This window comes from Arthrobacter sp. TE12231 (assembly GCF_054062895.1).
Map to the genome: position 1 here is coordinate 4020452 of NZ_JBSSFS010000001.1, position 18948 is coordinate 4039399.

Consider the following 18948-nt stretch of genomic DNA (forward strand, 5'->3'; position numbering starts at 1 on the left):
CAACCGCAGGGCGCCTGTTGGCGCCCGGCTGGCATCACACAGCAAGAGGCCCCGCCCACTCTCTTTCGGGAGCGGACGGGGCCTCTTGCTGTGTGGCGTTGAGTTATCGCGCCTTTGGAATTGCTGCTTAGACGCTCGGAGCGATCTCCGGGATGCGCGGCTTGGCGTTGCCCGCGAACGTGAACTTCGCGTCGTCGCCTTCGCCTTCGACGTCCACCACCACGATGTCTCCGGCGTGCAGCTCGCCGAAGAGGATCTTCTCGGAGAGCTGGTCCTCGATCTCGCGCTGGATGGTGCGGCGCAGCGGCCGGGCACCCATCGCGGGATCGTAGCCGCGGGTCGCGAGCAGGATCTTGGCCGCGGGCGTGAGCTCGATGCCCATGTCCTTGTCCTTGAGGCGCTTCTCGAGCCGGGCCACGAACATGTCTACGATTTCGATGATCTCGTCCTGGGTCAGCTGCGGGAAGACCACAACGTCGTCAACACGGTTGAGGAACTCGGGGCGGAAGTGCTGCTTGAGCTCCTCGGTGACGCGGGCGCGCATCCGGTTGTAGCCGGTCTGCGTGTCCGTGCCCGACTGGAAGCCGGTGGCAACGCTCTTGGAGATGTCCCGGGTGCCGAGGTTGGTGGTCATGATGATCACGGTGTTCTTGAAGTCCACCACTCGGCCCTGCGAGTCGGTCAGTCGGCCGTCTTCCAGGATCTGCAGCAGCGAGTTGAAGAGATCGGCGTGTGCCTTCTCCACTTCGTCGAACAGGACCACGGAGAACGGACGACGGCGGACCTTCTCGGTCAGCTGCCCTCCCTCTTCGTAGCCCACGTAGCCCGGAGGGGCGCCGAAGAGCCGCGACACGGTGTGCTTCTCCGAGTACTCGGACATGTCCAGCGTGATCAGCGCGTCTTCCTCGCCGAAGAGGAACTCCGCGAGAGCCTTGGCGAGCTCGGTCTTGCCGACGCCGGTGGGTCCGGCGAAGATGAACGAACCGCCCGGACGCTTGGGGTCCTTCAGGCCTGCACGGGTGCGCCGGATCGCCTGGGACAGGGCCTTGATGGCCTCGTTCTGGCCGACCACACGCTTGTGCAGCTCGTCCTCCATCTTCAGCAGGCGCGAGGACTCTTCCTCGGTCAGCTTGAAGACCGGGATGCCGGTGGAGTTCGCAAGCACCTCGGCGATGAGATCCTCATCAACCTCGGAGATGTCGTCCATGCCGCCGGTCTTCCACTGGCGTTCCTTCTCGGCGCGTTCGGCAATGAGCTTCTGCTCCTTGTCACGCAGCGACGCGGCACCTTCGAAGTCCTGCGCGTCAATGGCGGATTCCTTCTCCAGCTTCATGGCGGCGATCTTCTCGTCCATGACTTTGAGCTCCGGCGGAGCGGTCATGCGTCGGATGCGCAGCCGCGCACCGGCCTCGTCGATCAGGTCGATCGCCTTGTCCGGCAGGAAGCGGTCCGAGATGTAGCGCTCGGACAGGGCCGCGGCCGAGGCGAGGGCGCCGTCGGTAATGGTGACGCGGTGGTGCGCCTCGTACCGGTCGCGGAGGCCCTTGAGGATCTCGATCGCGTGTGCAACGGAGGGTTCCTTGACCTGGATCGGCTGGAAGCGGCGCTCCAGCGCTGCATCTTTTTCGATGTGCTTGCGGTATTCGTCCAGCGTGGTGGCACCGATGGTCTGGAGCTCGCCGCGGGCCAGCATGGGCTTCAGGATCGAGGCCGCATCGATGGCGCCTTCGGCGGCACCGGCACCCACTAGGGTGTGGATCTCATCGATGAACAGGATGATGTCGCCGCGGGTGCGAATCTCCTTGAGAACCTTCTTGAGGCGCTCTTCGAAGTCACCGCGGTAGCGGGAGCCGGCCACGAGGGACCCGAGGTCCAGGGTGTACAGCTGCTTGTCCTTGATGGTCTCCGGGACATCGCCACGGACGATCGCCTGGGCGAGGCCTTCGACGACGGCGGTCTTGCCGACGCCGGGCTCGCCGATCAGCACCGGGTTGTTCTTGGTGCGGCGGGAAAGGACCTGCATGACGCGTTCCATTTCCTGCTCGCGGCCGATCACCGGGTCCAGCTTGTTCTCGCGCGCCGCCTGGGTCAGGTTGCGCCCGAACTGGTCCAGGACGACGGAGCCCGCGGGGGTGCCTTCGGCCTGGCTCGAACCGACGCCGGCTCCGGTGGACTCTTTGCCCTGGTAGCCGGACAGCAGCTGGATGACCTGCTGGCGGACCCGGTTGAGGTCGGCGCCGAGCTTGACGAGCACCTGGGCGGCCACACCTTCACCCTCGCGGATGAGGCCGAGGAGGATGTGCTCGGTTCCGATGTAGTTATGGCCCAGCTGCAGGGCCTCGCGCAGCGAGAGCTCCAGGACCTTCTTGGCGCGCGGGGTGAAGGGGATGTGTCCGGACGGGGCCTGCTGGCCCTGGCCGATGATCTCCTGCACCTGCTCGCGGACACCGTCGAGCGAAATGCTCAAGGATTCAAGGGCTTTGGCGGCAACACCTTCACCCTCATGGATCAGACCCAAGAGGATGTGTTCGGTACCAATGTAATTGTGGTTCAGCATGCGTGCCTCTTCTTGGGCAAGCACAACTACGCGACGGGCACGGTCCGTAAATCGCTCAAACATTTCGCCACACTCCTAGCTACGACGTACTTTGATGCTACGTGCCCGGGTTCCAGATTTGGGGCTTGTTCGCCACAGGGGAAACCGAAGGGTTGCGCTCCCCGGCCCGGACGCTGTCCGGATGCCACACGGATCCCGCCTGCGGCCGTTCGGACGAGCGCAGGCGCGGGACCCGGGAAACAGTCCGGCGGCACCCTCGCGGCGGCGCCGGCGGCGCCGGTCGCCCCGCCGGGAGCGCCCGGGCCGCCGTTCTGCACATACCGCCGTCGGCATAGCAATGCCCCCGTCAGATAACGGGGGCATTAGCATTTGATGCGCAGACTTGATAGGGCCATTGATACTGGCCCTGCACGGAGGTCCGGACTAGGAATTAGCCTTTTGGTAGGCTTCCTGAATTTCAGCCTGGATACGTCCGCGGCTGTTTACCGCATAGCCGTTGTCCCGTGCCCACTGACGGATCTGGGCAGAGTCCTGATTCCGTCCGCTTGAAATTTTGGTGCGCGTGGCGCGGCCGCTTGATGTCTTGCGTGCATGCCCCACAAACCGCTCCAACGCGGAACGCAGGTCTGACGCATTGCCGGACGACAGGTCTATTTCATAGCTCACGCCGTCCAGGCCAAACCGGACAGTTTCGTCCGCGGATCCCCCATCCAGATCATCAACGAGGATGATTTTCACTTTCTGTGCCATAAATGACTCTCTTTCCAAAAGGACGAGCGTTTAGAAAAGCAGGATGTATCTGTAAAAAGTATCCTCCGGGTTACAGCAGAGAGTCAAAGCGTATAACTCCGGTCAAAGGAAACCCGCTCACAGCAATAGGGACTATTGCCCCATTCAGGGGAATTAGCCCCTGGCGGGCCCGGATTCCTGTCCCGGGTTTTGAGCTTCCGCTCGAGCGTCCGCTTCGGCCTGAGCGCGGGCTTCTGCCTGGCGCTCCGATTTATCGGCATTGAATATGGATTTCATGGCAAACCAGAAAAGCAGGCCCACCACGATGGGGGGCACCAATACGGCGATGTAGTCCATGCTCAGTGCCCTTCAGGCTTCAACAGGGGGAAGAGGATGGTCTCGCGGATGCCGGCGCCGGTGAAGAGCATGACGAGGCGGTCGATGCCCAGGCCGATCCCGCCCATGGGCGGCGCGCCGTACTCGAGCGCGCGGAGGAAGTCTTCATCCAGCTGCATGGCCTCTACATCGCCCGCGGCGGAGCGGCGGGACTGTTCGGTGAGGCGTTCTCGCTGGATCACAGGGTCGATCAGTTCGGAGAAGGCCGTGCCGCGCTCCATGCCGCCGATGATGAGGTCCCATGCCTCGATCAAGCGGCCGTCCTCGCGGTGATGGCGGGCCAGCGGCTGGGCGGACGGCGGATAGTCGTAGACGAACGTGGGGTTGAGCAGAGTGGGCTCCACCAGCTCGCCGAAGAGTTCGACGACCAGTTTCTCGGCGTCCCAGGCGGCGTCCACCTTGACCTCGTGCTTGGCGGCCAGTTCCAGCAGTTCAGAGACCGTGGTGTCGGGGGTGATTTCCCGGCCGACGAATTCGGAGAGCCCCGGGTAAACCGCCATCCAGGCCCAGTCGCCGTCGAGGTTGATCTCCCCGGCTTCCGTCTGCAGGACCCGGCCCACGCCGGCGGCGTCGGCGGCGTCCAGGATGATCTCCTTGATCCGGTCCGCCATGACGAACTGGTCGGCCCAGGCCTCGTAGGATTCCAAGGTGGTGAACTCGGGGCTGTGGGTGGAGTCGACGCCTTCGTTGCGGAAGACCCGGCCCATGTCATAGACGCGGTCGATCCCGCCGACCACCGTGCGCTTGAGGTAGAGCTCGGTGGCGATGCGCAGGGTCATCTTCTGGTCGAAGGCGTTCATGTGCGTCTCGAAGGGACGGGCCGTGGCGCCGCCGTGAACCAGTTGCAGCATGGGGGTTTCCACCTCGACGTAGCCCTGGCGGTGCAGGGTTTCGCGGATGGAGCGTGTGATCGCGGCGCGGGTGTAAACCATCTCGCGGGCTTCGTCACGGACAATGAGGTCCACGTAGCGCTGGCGGACACGGGTTTCCTCGTTCAGCCCCGCGTGCAGCACGGGCAGCGGGCGCAGCGCCTTCGAGGCCATGGTCCAGGAGTCCGCCATGACAGACAGCTCGCCGCGGCGTGAGGAGATGACCTCGCCGGTGATGAAGACGTGGTCGCCGAGGTCCACGAGGGACTTCCAGTCCGCGAGCGCCTCCTCACCGATGTTGGCCAGGCTCAGCATGACCTGCAGCCGGACCGCCTTGCCGTCCAGGCCGCCCTCCTGGAGGGTAGCGAAGCAGAGCTTGCCCGTGTTGCGGACGAAGACAATGCGGCCGGTCACGCCGACGACGTCGCCGGTGGTTTCGTCGGCCTGCAGGTGGGCGTATTTCTCGCGGATTTCCGTGAGCGAGTGCGTACGCTCGACACCCACCGGATAAGCCTCGACGCCGCGTTCGATCAGCTTGGCGCGCTTCTCCATGCGGATGCGCGTCTGTTCGCTGGCATCGTGCGGCTCGGCGGCGTTGTGCGGGGCAGGGGTGTTTTGGGAAGTCACAATCCCCAAGTTTACCGTCGATTTCCACCCGGTCAGGTCCCGGCAAGTTCGGCCGGGCGTTGACTGCGCAGTCCGGGTGCGGGAATAGACTCAGGGCTGTGGAGACGTGGACCGTGAAGACTGACGACGGCGAGGGGCACCTCGAGCTGCATACGTTCCGGCCGGAGACGCCCGGGCCGGGCGGATCGGCCGCCGCGGGCGCCACAACCGGCGCTGGACCCGGCGCTGGATCCGGCGTCGTCGTCGTGCACGGGACGCTGGTGACCGATGCGCTCTACCGGCCCTTTGCCCGAAAGCTCAGCCGGCTGCTGGGCCGGCCGGTGCACTGCTACAACCGGCGGGGGCGCGCCGGTTCCTCCCCCCAGCCGGCAGACTATTCGGCGGCCACGGAGGTGGCCGACCTGGCAGCGGTGCTGCGCGAGACCGGCGCCAGCGACGTCGTGGCCCACAGCTATGGCGGGTTTGTGGCCCTCCAGGCCGCCCGGAGCCTGCCTATCCGCAGGATGGTGACCTATGACGCGGCCGTCAGCCTTTCGGGGAACCTCAGCCGGCGCTGGCGGCCCGAGCTTGAGCGGTCGGTGGCTGCCGGCAAGCTTGACGAGGCCTGGGCCCATTTGGTGCAGGGCCTGGAGACGGCGGGCCCGGTGTCCCGGCTGCCGCTGGGCGCGTTGCGCATGCTGAGCATCGTCTCGGCGAGGACCAGCCTGGGCGCCGAAATGCGGGAACTGCTGCCCACGGCCGTCGCCGAGATGCGGGCCGTGCTGGATGCCGACGCCGAGGTCGCCGATTTCACCTCCATCACCACCCCCACGCTGATGCTCAGCGGCGGCTGGAGCCCGGCGTACTTCGCCGAGACGGGCCGCCAACTCGCCGCCGCCGTCCCCGCGCTGACCTTCGCCGTCGTTCCCGGGCAGCTCCACGAGGGCCCCATCCGGCCCGGCAACAGGCTGGCCCTGCGGGCAGCGCGGTTCCTGCTCGGCGGGCCCGGTGCTGCGTCCACGGCTACGGGCCGAGGGATAGGCAGCATTACCGGAACAATGGCTGGCGGCATGCCCGGCATCTACGGGCGCATCCCCGGGCGGATCCCCGGCCGAACGCGGCGGCCCGGGCCGGACCGCTGACGGGCCGCTAGCGCGGCCTGCCGTTAGAATCGGGGGCGACCCTTTCGAAAGGACCCCCTTGGCCAAGCTCTATTTCCGCTACGGCGCCATGAACTCCGGCAAATCCACGGGGCTGCTGCAGGCGGCGTTCAACTATGAAGAACGCGGACAGCGGGTGCTTCTGGCCAAGCCGGACGTGGACACCAAGGGCGACGCCGACGTCGTGTCCCGCCTCGGCATGACCCGTTCGGTGGACTTCCTGATCCCCGCCGGCGCGTCAGCCCGCGCCCTCTTTACGGCCCAGGCCCATGGGGACGATCCCGATGCCCTGCTGCAGCACGTGGAGACCTCGCCCGTGGCCTGCCTGCTGGTGGACGAGGCGCAGTTCCTGGAACCGGCGCAGGTGGACGACCTCTTCCGCATTGCGGTCCTGGACAACGTCCCCGTGCTGGCGTACGGCATCCGCACCGACTTCCGGACCCGGGCTTTCCCCGGTTCGCTGCGGCTGCTGGAAATTGCGCACACCCTCGAAGAGCTCAAGACCATCTGCCGCTGCGGACGCAAGGCCATCTTCAACACCCGCCGGATCGGGGACCATGTGGTTTTCGACGGCGACCAGGTGGCGATCGACGGCCAGGACGTCTGGTACGAGTCGCTCTGCGGCGCCTGCTACCTCGAGGTCTCCGGCGGCCGGCTGGGCAACTAGCACCGGGACTTAGTGCACCGTCTACTGCATGGCGGCGTGTGCTCGGCTAGGCTCGGAGCATGACCCGCGAGAACATCAGAACCCCCGACGGCGGAACGATCGAGCTTTTCAGCACGGGCGCCGAGCTTGCCTCGGCGGGCTCGGGCATCGTCGTCGTGCCGGCCTCGATGGTGACGGCCGCCGATTACACGCGTTTCGCGCAGAAGCTCAGCGCATCGCTGGGCCGGCCGGTGCACACCTTCAACCGGCGCGGACGCGGCTCGTCATCCCCGCAGCCGGAGGACTACACCCTGGACGTGGACATCCACGACCTCGACGCCGTCATGAAGCACACGTCCAGCACGGACGTCTTCGGCCACAGCTTCGGCGGTGCGGTGGCCCTGCACGCGGCCCGCACCCTGCCGGTGGAACGCCTGGCGGTCTACGACCCCGCCGTGTCGGTCAACCACAGCGTCACGGCGGACTGGACGCCAGAATACGAGCGGGCGACGGCGGCCGGCGACGACGACCGCGCCCTTGCCGTCCTGCTCAAGGGCTTGGAAACCGGGAGCGCCCTGTCCCGGATGCCGTTGTCCATGCTGACGCTGGCGAACAAGCTTTCGGCGGGCACCCCGATCGGCAAGCAGCTGCGCGACCTTATGCAGACAGGTGTGCGGGAGATCAAGGCGATCATCGCGGCGGACATGCCGGCGGAGCCGTTCCTGGAACTGCCGCTGGAGACGCTGATCATCGTCGGCGAAAAGAGCCCTGCCTACTTCGGTGTGGCCTGCGCCCAGATCCACGACGTCCTCTCCGGATCCAGCTACACGATCCTGCCGGGCATGGGCCACGACGGCGTCAACAAGGCACCGGACAAGCTCATCGCCGAACTCAGCGCGTTCTACGCCGGCTGACTCCCGGCCACCAACACCCACGAAGCAACGCAGCGTCACTTAGCGCCCATCGGACCGTCCGGAATCGGCGCTAAGTGACCCTGCGTTTGTTTATTGCGGCTAGTGGGCGACGGGTTGTGCCACGCCTGCGGTCTTGCGCATCATAGCGGACAGCACGACGGCGCCGAGCGCTATGACGGCCGCCGTCAGGAACGCCGCATGCATGCCGGCCACCATGCCCGAAGCTGCGGCCACGAATGCGTAGATCGAGACCAGGAGCGCAGTGCCGGCGGCGCCGGCCACTTGCTGCAGGGTGCTCATGATGGCCGAGCCGTGGGAGTACAGGTGCGGGGGCAACGGGTTTAGGCCGGTCGTGAAGGCCGGGGTGAATACGAGCGCGAGGCCCAGGCTCAGGGTCACATGCAAGGCAATGATCCACCCCACCGGTGACGCGGCGTCCAGCATGGAGAACTGCCACAGGGACAGCACCATCATGACCGAGCCCGTCACCGTCAGCGGCAGGGGGCCGATCTTGTCGAAAACGCGGCCGATGAAGGGCCCCAGCAGGCCCATGGCCAGGCCGCCCGGAAGCAGCACCAGGCCGGTCTCGAGCGACTTCAGGCCGCGGATTTCCTGCAGGTACAACGGCAGCAGGATTACCGCGCCGAACAATGCGACCATGGCCACGACCAGCAGGAGTACGGACACCGTGAACATCCGGAAGGTAAACGCGCGCAGGTCCAGCAGGGGCCGGTCGCTCTTCTGCAGCTTCAGCTGGCGCAGGACGAACGCTGCCAGGGCCAGCACTCCAACGGCCAGCGCCAGCACGGCGGGCGTGCGGGATCCGGCGTCGCCGCCGCCGATCTGGCTGAGGCCATACACGAGGCCGCCGAACGCCGGGACCGTCAGCACTACCGAGAGGGCATCAAGCCGGGTTTTCTCCGTCTCGCCGATGTTGGTCAGGTACCTGGCCCCGATGGCCAGTGCGGCGAGCGCGATCGGCAGCACGAAGACGAACATGAACCGCCAGGAAAAGTGCTGGAGGATCAGGCCGGAAACCGTGGGGCCCAGTGCTGGCGCCACCGAGATGGCGATGCTGACGTTGCCCATGACGGCGCCGCGGCGTTCCAGCGGCACGAGCGTGAGGATGGTGGTCATGAGCAGCGGCAGCATGATGGCCGTGCCGCCGGCCTGGACGATGCGGGCCAGCAACAGGACTTCGAAGCCCGGGGCGACGGCGGCCAGCAGAGTTCCACCGGAGAACAGCCCCATGGCCAGCAGGAACACGGCACGGGTGGACAGCCGCTGCAGGATGAACCCGGTGGTGGGAATCACGACCGCCATGGTGAGCATGAAACCGGTGGACAGCCACTGCACGGTGGGGGCGTCAACACCGAGGTCCACCATCAGCCGCTGCAGGGCCACGTTCATGATCGTCTCGTTGAGGATCACGACGAACGTGGCCACCAGCAACGTCACGATGATGGTGACGGACTCCCGCGACATCTTGGCCGGCGCGGGAGCTGAGGCGGGCGCGGCCGGCGTCGGTCCCGGGCTGGCGGGACCAGCGCCCGGCGCGGGGGCGCCGGCGTTGTTGGAAGAGACGTCTGTTGACATGGGAATTCCCTCAGGGCGTTGGGTGTGGGTCCGGCGAGCGTCGGCGCTGCTGCAGGTTGCAACAGTCTAAGCCCTGGGCGCATTCCCGTCACCGGAGCAGAATTCCACCGCCGGAAAAGCAACGCGGGGTCACATCCGGCCCCGGCATGGACCGTGTCTGACCCCGCGTTGCTGTTTGCTGGTCCCGCTGGTGTCAGGCGTCCAGCGGCACGTTGTCGATCAGCCGCACCGGACCCACCTTGGCCGCAATGATTGCCAGCGCTTCGCCGCGGAACGGGGTTTCCTTGCAGTTCTCCGCGAGGGGTTCGAGGGTGCGCGGATCCACGACCTCGAAATAGTCCAGTTCCACGAGCGGCTGGGACCGGACCAGGGCCTGCGCGGACTCGACGTCGAGGGGCTGATGGGCGTTGGCGCGCTCCTCGATGAGCCGCAACGCCCGGGAGAGGACCAGGGCGGCCCCGCGCTCGTCCTCGGAGAGGAAGCGGTTGCGGCTGGACAGCGCCAGTCCGTCGGACGAGCGCACAATGGGCACGGGTACGATCTCCACCGGGAAATTCAGGTCCGCCACCATGCGTTGGACCAGGGCCAGCTGCTGGGCGTCCTTCTGGCCAAAGTAGGCGCGGTAGGCCGGCTGGCCTCCGCCGGGAAGCCCGGCGCCCGGAAGGCCATAGTGGAGCAGTTTCGCGACGACGGTCAGCGCGCCGTCGAAGTGTCCGGGCCGGGACGCACCCTCCCACTTTTCACCCAGGGGCCCTGCCGTGATCCGCACGAGGGGCTCCCCGCCGGGGTAGACCTCCTCCACCGCCGGCGCGAACGCCAGGTCAACGCCTTCGGCGTCAAGCAGGGCGAGGTCGGCCTCCAGCGTCCGGGGGTACCGGTCCAGGTCCGCGGCCTCGCCGAATTGCAGCGGGTTGACGAAGATGCTGGCCACGACGACGTCGTTCTGGACGACGGCGGTGCGGGCCAGCTGGGCGTGCCCCTCGTGCAGGGCGCCCATCGTGGGCACCAGCCCCTGGGATGTGCCGCCCTTCTGCGCCAGCAGCCGGGCGCTTGCGGCGCGGAGCTGGGCAGCGGTGGTGACGAGTTGGATTGCCATGTCAGGGTCCTTCCGGGGCGCGGGTCCCGTTCTGGTCGGGGCCGCGGAGCGCCTGTTCGATGCCGTCGAGTTGGTCCGGCTTCAAGAGCCCGCGGCTCCCTGCCCGGCGGGCTGTCGCCCGGGCCATGGCCAGGTACGCCTCCAGAATATCGCCGCCTGAGCCGCCGTCGTACTCGCGGAGGGCACCGGCGTGCGCGGCGACCGTGCCGGTGTCGCCGCGGGCCACGGGCCCGGTCAGGGCCGATTCGCCGGAGGCGAGCGCGTTCTCCAGCGTGGCGCGGAGCAGCGGGCCCAGCATCCGGTCCGGGGCTTCGACGCCGACGTCGCGGAGCAGCTGCGAGGCCTGCGCCACGAGCGTGACCAGATGGTTCGAGCCATGCGCCAGGGCAGCGTGGTACAGGACGCGGTCGGCTTCTGCAATAGCGACGGGTTCGGCACCCATTTCGACGACGAGTGCCTGGGCGATCGGCAGCATCGCGGCGTCGGCCGTGACGCCGAAGGTGCAGTCCAGGAGCCGGGTGAGGTCCAGGCTCATGCCCGTGAACGTCATGGCCGGGTGCAGGGCGAGCGGCACGGCGCCGGCGGCGCGGACCGGGTGCAGGATCCCGACGCCGAAGCGTCCGGAGGTGTGCGCCACGAGCTGGCCGGGCTGCCAGGCGCCCAGCTTGGCAAGGCCGTCCACGAGGGGGCCGAGGGCGTCATCCGGGACGGCGAGCAGGACCAGTTCGGCGCGCTCCACGATGTCCTGCACTTCCAGGATGGGCACGCCCGGCAAGAGTGTTTCGGCGCGTTCGCGGCTGGCGTCCGACACGGCGGACACCCCAATGACGGCGTGCTCGGCTCCGCGCAGCGCCGCCCCCAGGACGGCACCGACCTTCCCTGCACCGATGATTCCGACGCCGAGGCGTCCTGGTTTAGCCATGATGCGGGCCTTCCTGAGTGTCTGGTGCGGGTGATTGCGCGGGCTGCGTGGTTGGTTCCATCCAGTGTTCGCTCGTTTGGCGCTTGCGTGCGGCGCGGGCGCGGGCGGCCTGGGCATCCAGGAGGGCCCGGGCCTCATCGAGGCCGACCTGGATGAGCCGCGGGGCGACCGGGCCCGCGGTGGTGTGCAGGACCAGGTCCGCCACCCGGAACCTGCGGGCGAGCGGCCCCTGCTGCAGCGCCATCGACTGGGTGCGCTGGTGCGGCACCACAACGAGGTTCCGCCACCACCGTCCGGATCTCAGCAGCAGTGCGGTCTCCGTTGCGGTGAAGCCGTTCCGCCGCCAGCCCAGCGGTGCCAGAAGCCGGGCCCGGCGCGGCGTGGTGACGAAGCCGCCGTCGGCGTCCTGCCGGGCCGCTGTTTCCTGTGCTCCGGCGTCCCGTGTTCCGGTTGGGTCCGCGAGTCCGTTGATTCCTGCCGTGAAGACGCCCGCCGGGTCCGCGGTTCCGGGGTCCGGGAGCACAAGGGAGAGGAGTTTCAGGACGTCGGTGAGGGATCCCACCGGCAGGAGGGTGGTCCGGTGGGAGCCTTCCCGGGCGCTTCCGGCCAGGCCGTAGCCGGCCACATTGATCTGGATCCGGTACCAGCCGAACAACCGCCACAGCGGCGGCTGGCTGATCTTCAAGGCCTGGATCCTGCCCGGCGGCACGGTCTGCGCCTGGGTGTCCAGCAGGCCGTAGCGCAGCCGGATGCCGTCCGGGGAAACGGCGGCGGTGAAGTTGTAGCCCTTGTTGAACGAGGACCAGTAGGAGGCGGCGAGTCCGATCACGGCGGGGATCAGGAAAACCGTGAAGCTGCGGTTTTCGGTGATGGCGGACAGCAGCACGGAGGCGACGCCGCCGGCCACGATGGCCAGGCCTTGTTCACTCAGGATCACTGAGCCCATCAGGCGCGCCGGCGGCACGGTCAGGACGGTCCGTTCCGGTGCCTCAACAGCGGCGGCCCCCGGTTGCCCCGGTTCCATCGCCTGCGACGGCGACAGCGTCCCGCCGGAGGCACCGGAGGCACCGGCGAGAATTGTCGCGCGGAGCTGGCGGGCCTCGTCCGCCCGCAGGTAGGCCAGGTGCACAGCGGATTCTCCGGCGTCGGCGACTTCGAACCTGAGTTCCGCCAGGCCGAAAATCCGGGCCAGCAGGGGCTGCACGACGTCGATGGCCTGCACCCGGTCCAGCCGGGCCTGGCGCTGCTGCCTGAACAGGAACCCGGTGTTGACCCGGACGTACCCGTCCGCCACCTGGTAGCGGGTGAAGTACCAGCTCAGGACGAAGCCGAGCACGGTCAGAAGCAGGAGGGTGCCGCCGCCGAGCAACAACCACGGCGCACGGCCGGCGAACCGCTCGTCAAAGACCGGGCCGCCCTGGAGCAGCCGTTCGAAGGAGTCCCGTCCGAAGAAGAAGAACAGCGCGGCCACTGCCACCCAGCCGCGGACGAACGGCGATCCCGGGTGGACACGCAGCCAGCCGGCGTCGGCGGTACGGGTGTCTCCCAAACCGGGGCCGGTTTCCCCCGCGGTACCGGTGTCTCCCGAACCGGGGCCGGTTCCCGGCTCCCGCGCCGCCGGGAGACCCTCCGGTGTCAGCGCCATGCCGTCATGGCCTTCCCGTCACAGCCCGGCCAGACGGGCTTCGCCGCGGGCGGACAGCTGTTCGCGGAGCCGGGCTCCCTCGCCGGCGGGCAGTCCGGGGATCTCAGCGTTGGTCCCGGCGGACGCCGTGTGCAGCTTCAGGGTGCACAGGCCCAGTGGGCGTTCGACGGGTCCCACCGCGATGTCCACATACTGCATCCGCCCATAGGGGACCACGAGGGTGCGCTGGAAAAAGATGCCACGGCGGACCAGGAGGTCATCGTCACGCTCGGCGTAGCCGATCGAGCGCACCTGCCGGGGAATCAGGACGAGCCGCCAGACCGCCAGAAGCAGCCAGACGGCGGGAACGGCAACGGCCAGCCAAAGCGGCGGCCACGTCCAGGCGCCGTTGAGTACCAGCACCAGGGGAAGCGACAGCAGGACCACTGCGATCAGGTTGCCCAGCGCCCACTCCGCGAGGCGCACGGTGACGTACTTCGGTGACACCCTGAGCCAGTCGATGCCCGGCGGGTCAATCGCTTCGGTAGGCATATTCGCCTTCTGCGGAGGGCTTGTTGCGCTTTCCCTGCACCTCGTGCCCGGATTCGGCGTCGCCGTCCTCGGGCGGAATCCGGCAGAACCGCTCGACGACCAGCCCCACGACCACCATGATCAGCCCGCCGCCGGCCATCGCAAGGGCCTGCCAGGTGATGTCCTGGTTGCTGCGCAGGTTCCACAGCCGCAGCTGCTCGATCACGATTCCCGCGTGCCAGCCCAGCAGGACCGTGCCGGTGTAGGCGCAGGCCTGGGCCAGGACCAGGGTCCACGCCGCGAGGATGGGGTTGAGGATTTTCTTCTTCTTGCCGTTGCGCCAGCGCAGCACGCGGATGCCCAGCACGAGGGTGAGCACCACGATCACGCCCATGGTCAGTAGCCCGGTGAGCGGCAGGACGGGGGTGGCCAGGCTGTAGCGGCCGGCCATCACGGTGGCGAACCAGCCCGCCACGGCCAGGACAACAGCAATGGCCAGCAGGAGCAGGGGGTTGGTCAGCTTCACGGCCGGTCCACCCTACGGGGGACGCCGGCGGCGTCTGCGCCTGTGACGTCCGCGGGGGCCGGGGGCCGGAAGCCGTCAAACGGTGCGAGGTCGGCGAAATCGTCGGCTTTGGCGGCGAGCTCGCCCACGCGTTGGCCGTTGAGCTCAGCCGCGGGATCGATCAGTGACCACGGGTAGAGCACGAACGCCCGTTCCGCGGCCCGGGGGTGTGGCAGGGTGAGCTCGGGGTCGGAACTCACCAGGTCACCGTAGGTGATGATGTCCACGTCCAGGGTCCGCGGTCCCCACCGGACCTCACGCACCCGCAGGTGCTTCTGTTCCACGGCGTGGCAGTGCCGCAGCAGTTCTCGAGGCGGCAGGGACGTCTCGACCGCAATCACCATGTTCAGGAAGTCGGGCTGATCCGCCGGGCCGCCCACGGCCTTCGTCTGGACGATCGGCGAGATGGCCAGGAGGCGTACTTCCGGCGGGTCGACGAGATCGGCGACGGCGGCGGACAGCGTGTCGCTGCGCTCACCCAGGTTGCTGCCGAGCGCGATCACCGCGCGGGTGTAGAGCGGGCTCATGTGCGTCTCCGGTGCACGCTGACAGAGACATCGCCGAACTCGACCTCGATCGGGGCCTTCGGCTTGTGCACGGTGATGTCCACGGCGGCCACGCCGAACTTCTGCAGGACGTCGTCGGCAATCCGCACGGCCAGTGCCTCGATCAGGTTCAGCGGCTCTCCCGTGATCCAGTCCCGGATGCAGCCGGCGACTTCGCCGTAATGTGCTGTGTCCAGGACGTCGTCCGACGCTGCAGCCTTGCTGAAGTCAAGGTGCAGCACCGCGTCAACGACGAACGGCTGGCCGTCGCGGCGCTCGAAGTCGAACACTCCATGATGGCCGACGGCGGTGACGCCGCGCAGCGTGATCTGGTCCATGACGCCGGCCGGATCAGTTGGTGCCGGCGGCGGCCGGTGCGGAGTGCGCCGGGGGTGCCATGCGGGCGGCCACCTTGACGGCGTCCAGGCTCGGGCCGACGTCGTGCACCCGCACCGCCCAGGCGCCGCGGAAGGCGCTGATGGCGGTCACGGCGGCGGTGGCGGCATCGCGTTCAACCGGCTGGGCGGCCTTGCCGGCCACGGTCAGGAGGCTGCCGAGGAAGCGTTTGCGGGAGCCGGCCACGAGGACCTTGTGGCCCATGGCCTGCAGGACGTCCAGGCGCTGCAGCAGTTCCCAGTTCTGGACGTCGTTCTTGGCGAAGCCCAGCCCCGGGTCCACGATGATCTGTTCCGGGCTGACGCCTGCGGCGTAGAGCTTGTCGCGGACGCCGGCGAGTTCGGCGACGACGTCCCGGGCGACGTCATCGTAGTCGGTGAGGTCATTCATGGTGCTGGCGTCGCCGCGGCGGTGCGTCAGGATATAGGGCGCCTTGGTCCGGGCGGCCAGTTCAGCCATTTCCGGTTCGAGGGTCAGGCCGGAGACGTCGTTGATGATCGCGGCGCCGGCTTTCAGGGCGGCGGCCGCCGTCGCGGCGTGGGTGGTGTCGATGCTGACCAGGGCGCCGGCCTTGACCAGGGCCTCGATAACCGGCAGCACGCGGCGCTGTTCCTCGTCCACGCCGACCGCCGTGGCGCCCGGACGGGTGGATTCGCCGCCGACGTCGATGATGTCCGCCCCGGCGTAGAACATCCGCAGGCCCGCCGCGATCGCGGTGTCCGGCGTCGCGTAGTCGCCGCCGTCGCTGAAGGAATCGGGGGTGACGTTCAGGATTCCCATGACGAGTGTCCGGTCCGTGGGCAGGTCCTGGAACTTCGCCGCCGGGCGCGGCTTGCGCAGGATGGGCAGGGGCGAGGTTGCGGGACCGGTCCCTGGGGCTGCAGCTAGGGAGTCCATAGTCTGTTTACTTACCTTCCGAGTATGAGGCTCATGGCTTCGGCGCGGGTGGCCGGGTCGTGCAGTTGCCCGCGCACTGCGCTGGTGACGGTCTTGGCACCGGGCTTGCGGATGCCCCGCATGGACATGCACAGGTGCTCGCATTCGACGACGACGATCGCGCCGCGCGGTTTGAGGTGGGTGACGAGGGCTTCGACGATCTGGGTGGTCAGGCGTTCCTGGACCTGGGGGCGCCGGGCGAACATGTCCACCACGCGGGCCAGCTTGCTCAGTCCCGTGACCTTGCCGTCGTGCGAGGGGATGTAGCCCACATGCGCCACCCCGTGGAACGGCACCAGGTGGTGCTCGCACGTGGAGTAGAACGGGATGTCCTTGACCAGCACGAGTTCCTCGTGGTCGAGGTCGAACGTGGTGGCCAGGATCTCCGCGGGGTCGTGGTGCAGGCCGGCGAACATTTCGGCATAGGCCTTGGCCACCCGCTTCGGGGTGTCCAGGAGTCCGCCGCGGTCCGGGTCCTCGCCGATGGCCAGCAGGATTTCCCGCACGGCCGCCTCGATCCTCGGGCGGTCCACTTTGGTGCTTGGATGCTGGGCTTCCCCGTCCCCCGCCGAAGGGTCAGCGGGGGCGGGAACGTCGTCGTCGAAGTTAGAAGTCACAGAAGAAGCCTAGCTGGGAAGGCCGTCAGTCCCGATATCGGTAACGCCGCCGGCTCCTCCTTCGAAGGACTCCTGTCCCGGGACACCCTGGGCGTGCGGCGGCAGGGCGTCCAGCGGCTCTTCGAGCCGGGCCTGGGTTGCTTCCTCCTGCGCTTCGCGTTCGGCCTTCTCCCGGCGGGATTCCACCGGGCCGGCGGACAGGATCGGACGGGTCTCCTTGGAGAGCCAGACCTCGCGGAAATCGCGCTTGCGGATGTGGGTGAAGACCTGGGCGATTTCGGCCTGGTTCAAGGTTTCGCGTTCCAGCAGTTCCAGCGCCAACTGGTCCAGTACGTCCCGGTTTTCGGTGAGGATCGCGTAGGCCTCGTCGTGGGCGCCCTCGATGAGGCGGCGGACCTCCTCGTCGACGATGTAGGCGATCTGGTCCGAGTAGTTGCGCTCGTGGCCGGCGTCGCGGCCCAGGAAGGGCTCGCCGCCGCCCTGGCCGAGGCGCACCGCGCCGACGCGTTCGCTCATGCCGAACTCGGTGACCATCTTGCGGGCGATCCCGGTGGCCTTCTCGATGTCGTTGGACGCGCCGGTGGACGGGTCGTGGAAGACGAGTTCCTCGGCCACACGGCCGCCCATGGCGTACGCCATCTGGTCGAGCAGCTCATTGCGGGTGATGGAGTACTTGTCGTTTTCCGGGACCACCATGGTGTAGCCCAGGGCACGGCCGCGGGGCAGGATGGTGATCTTGGTGACCGGGGCGGAGTTCCGCAGGGCTGCCGCGACGAGGGCGTGGCCGCCTTCGTGGTAGGCGGTGACTTTGCGCTCGTGTTCCTTCATGACCCGGCTGCGCTTCTGCGGGCCTGCCATGACGCGGTCAATCGCCTCGTCCAGCGCGCGGTCATCGATCAGGTTGGCGTTGGAGCGCGCCGTCAGCAGCGCGGCCTCGTTCAGGACGTTGGCCAGGTCCGCGCCCGTGTAACCCGGGGTCTTCTTGGCGACAGCCTTGAGGTCGACGCCGGGAGCCATCGGCTTGCCCTTGGCGTGCACCTGCAGGATCTGGTCGCGGCCGATCAGGTCGGGGGCCTCTACCGAGATCTGCCGGTCGAAGCGGCCAGGACGCAGCAGGGCCGGGTCCAGGACGTCGGGCCGGTTGGTGGCGGCAATCAGGATGACGTTGGTTTTGACGTCGAAGCCGTCCATTTCAACCAGCAGCTGGTTGAGGGTCTGCTCGCGCTCGTCGTTGCCACCGCCGATGCCGGCACCGCGGTGCCGGCCGACGGCGTCGATCTCATCGACGAAGATGATGGCCGGCGCGTTGGACTTGGCCTGTTCGAACAGGTCGCGGACGCGGGAGGCGCCCACGCCGACGAACATTTCCACGAAATCGGAACCGGAGATGGAGAAGAAGGGCACGCCGGCCTCGCCAGCGACGGCGCGGGCCAGGAGGGTCTTGCCGGTGCCCGGAGGGCCGTAGAGCAGCACGCCCTTGGGGATCTTGGCGCCGACGGCCTGGAACTTGGCCGGCTCCTGCAGGAATTCCTTGATCTCCTCAAGTTCCTCGACGGCCTCATCGGCGCCGGCGACATCACTGAAGGTCACCTGGGGCATGTCCTTGTTGACGAGCTTCGCCTTGGACTTGCCGAACTGCATGACTTTGGACCCGCCGCCCTGCATCCGGGAAAGCAGGAACCAGAACAGGACACCAAGGAGCAGCACGGGCACCAGCAGGGAGAAGAGCCCCGAGAACCAGTTGTTCTCGATCGGCTGGTCCGTGAAACCGCCCGACGGCTTTGCATCAGTGACCGCCTTGACGACGTCCTGGGCGCGGGCGTTGACGAAGTAGAACTGGACGTTCTTACCCTTGTCCTGGCCGTCGACCTGCAGGTTGTCCTTCAGGACCAAGTCCACGCGGTTCTCGGCGTCGAAAATCTTGGCCTGTTCAACCTTGCCGGCGGAATTCAGCAGTTCAAGGCCCTTGTCGGTGTCAATCCGGCTTGCGCCGCCCGGCGCCAGGGTGGCGAAGGCAAGCAGCAGCATGGCCACCACGACGACAATCCAGATCCCCGGGCCCTTGAAGAAACTCTTAGCTTTCATCTGTTCGGGGCTGGCCCCGTCCCTCCTGGTAGTGCTGCACGGCGACCGTTCTGCGCGCGTGTGGTGCTGCGTCAGGTTCTAGCTATACACCGTCGCACTAACTCACGCACGGTGAAGTGCAAAAGTTCCCTGTGGGCGTAGCGGGACGCGGCGTCCTG

18 protein-coding genes are annotated in these 18948 nt (G+C 67.6%); 3 read left to right on the top strand and 15 right to left on the bottom strand.

The window, feature by feature from the left end; translation table 11 throughout:
• Positions 1–127: 127 nt before the first annotated feature.
• The 4 genes from ACVWYS_RS17995 to lysS form a co-directional block, all read right to left on the bottom strand.
• Positions 128–2620, bottom strand: a complete 2493-nt coding sequence (locus tag ACVWYS_RS17995; protein WP_116765455.1) for an ATP-dependent Clp protease ATP-binding subunit — start codon at positions 2618–2620, stop codon at positions 128–130.
• Positions 2621–2980: 360 nt separating this feature from the next.
• Positions 2981–3307 (bottom strand): histone-like nucleoid-structuring protein Lsr2, encoded by a 327-nt coding sequence (locus tag ACVWYS_RS18000; RefSeq protein WP_091255487.1) that lies wholly within the window; start codon positions 3305–3307, stop codon positions 2981–2983.
• 153 nt (positions 3308–3460) lie between these two features.
• Positions 3461–3643, bottom strand: coding sequence for a hypothetical protein (locus ACVWYS_RS18005; protein WP_344361475.1), 183 nt, complete (start codon positions 3641–3643; stop codon positions 3461–3463).
• A 2-nt stretch (positions 3644–3645) separates the two neighbouring features.
• On the bottom strand, positions 3646–5178 hold the full coding sequence (lysS, locus tag ACVWYS_RS18010) for a lysine--tRNA ligase (protein WP_344361478.1): 1533 nt from the start codon (positions 5176–5178) through the stop codon (positions 3646–3648).
• Positions 5179–5276: 98 nt separating this feature from the next.
• On the opposite strand from lysS, the gene ACVWYS_RS18015 reads away from it, so the two are divergent.
• Genes ACVWYS_RS18015 through ACVWYS_RS18025 form a run of 3 tightly spaced genes read left to right on the top strand, consistent with a single transcriptional unit; the run spans position 5277 to position 7877 of the window.
• The gene (locus tag ACVWYS_RS18015; RefSeq protein WP_456510178.1) at positions 5277–6299 is read left to right on the top strand and encodes an alpha/beta fold hydrolase; all 1023 of its coding nucleotides are present in this window, start codon (positions 5277–5279) and stop codon (positions 6297–6299) included.
• A gap of 58 nt (positions 6300–6357) precedes the next feature.
• A complete protein-coding gene (locus tag ACVWYS_RS18020) occupies positions 6358–6984 on the top strand; it encodes a thymidine kinase (protein ID WP_456507726.1) in 627 nt (208 codons plus the stop codon).
• A 59-nt stretch (positions 6985–7043) separates the two neighbouring features.
• Positions 7044–7877 carry an alpha/beta fold hydrolase gene (locus ACVWYS_RS18025; protein WP_091255496.1) on the top strand — a complete coding sequence of 278 codons (834 nt, stop codon included), beginning with the start codon at positions 7044–7046 and terminating at the stop codon, positions 7875–7877.
• A 99-nt stretch (positions 7878–7976) separates the two neighbouring features.
• Here ACVWYS_RS18025 and ACVWYS_RS18030 read toward each other — a convergent pair whose 3' ends face one another.
• From ACVWYS_RS18030 to ftsH, 11 genes are all read right to left on the bottom strand, one after another.
• Positions 7977–9473 (bottom strand): DHA2 family efflux MFS transporter permease subunit, encoded by a 1497-nt coding sequence (locus ACVWYS_RS18030; protein WP_456510179.1) that lies wholly within the window; start codon positions 9471–9473, stop codon positions 7977–7979.
• Between the two features lie 193 nt (positions 9474–9666).
• Positions 9667–10569, bottom strand: coding sequence for a pantoate--beta-alanine ligase (gene panC / locus ACVWYS_RS18035; protein ID WP_344361488.1), 903 nt, complete (start codon positions 10567–10569; stop codon positions 9667–9669).
• Between the two features lies 1 nt (position 10570).
• Positions 10571–11491 (bottom strand): Rossmann-like and DUF2520 domain-containing protein, encoded by a 921-nt coding sequence (locus tag ACVWYS_RS18040; RefSeq protein WP_116765448.1) that lies wholly within the window; start codon positions 11489–11491, stop codon positions 10571–10573.
• A complete protein-coding gene (locus ACVWYS_RS18045) occupies positions 11484–13136 on the bottom strand; it encodes a PH domain-containing protein (protein ID WP_456510180.1) in 1653 nt (550 codons plus the stop codon). The genes ACVWYS_RS18040 and ACVWYS_RS18045 overlap by 8 nt, the downstream gene beginning before the upstream one ends.
• 18 nt (positions 13137–13154) lie before the next feature.
• Entirely contained in the window at positions 13155–13667 is a 513-nt protein-coding gene (locus tag ACVWYS_RS18050) for a PH domain-containing protein (RefSeq protein ID WP_344361496.1), read from the bottom strand.
• On the bottom strand, positions 13648–14172 hold the full coding sequence (locus ACVWYS_RS18055; protein ID WP_116765445.1) for a DUF3180 domain-containing protein: 525 nt from the start codon (positions 14170–14172) through the stop codon (positions 13648–13650). The genes ACVWYS_RS18050 and ACVWYS_RS18055 overlap by 20 nt, the downstream gene beginning before the upstream one ends.
• The gene (gene folK, locus ACVWYS_RS18060; RefSeq protein ID WP_456510181.1) at positions 14169–14738 is read right to left on the bottom strand and encodes a 2-amino-4-hydroxy-6-hydroxymethyldihydropteridine diphosphokinase; all 570 of its coding nucleotides are present in this window, start codon (positions 14736–14738) and stop codon (positions 14169–14171) included. Before folK ends, ACVWYS_RS18055 begins: the two co-directional genes overlap by 4 nt.
• Positions 14735–15094 (bottom strand): dihydroneopterin aldolase, encoded by a 360-nt coding sequence (gene folB, locus ACVWYS_RS18065; RefSeq protein ID WP_456510182.1) that lies wholly within the window; start codon positions 15092–15094, stop codon positions 14735–14737. The genes folK and folB overlap by 4 nt, the downstream gene beginning before the upstream one ends.
• Positions 15095–15107: 13 nt before the next feature.
• Positions 15108–16049 carry a dihydropteroate synthase gene (folP, locus tag ACVWYS_RS18070; RefSeq protein WP_116765442.1) on the bottom strand — a complete coding sequence of 314 codons (942 nt, stop codon included), beginning with the start codon at positions 16047–16049 and terminating at the stop codon, positions 15108–15110.
• An 11-nt stretch (positions 16050–16060) separates the two neighbouring features.
• Positions 16061–16705 (bottom strand): GTP cyclohydrolase I FolE, encoded by a 645-nt coding sequence (folE, locus tag ACVWYS_RS18075; protein ID WP_425547107.1) that lies wholly within the window; start codon positions 16703–16705, stop codon positions 16061–16063.
• A gap of 9 nt (positions 16706–16714) precedes the next feature.
• A complete protein-coding gene (gene ftsH / locus ACVWYS_RS18080) occupies positions 16715–18790 on the bottom strand; it encodes an ATP-dependent zinc metalloprotease FtsH (protein WP_344361503.1) in 2076 nt (691 codons plus the stop codon).
• Between the last annotated feature and the right edge of the window lie 158 nt (positions 18791–18948).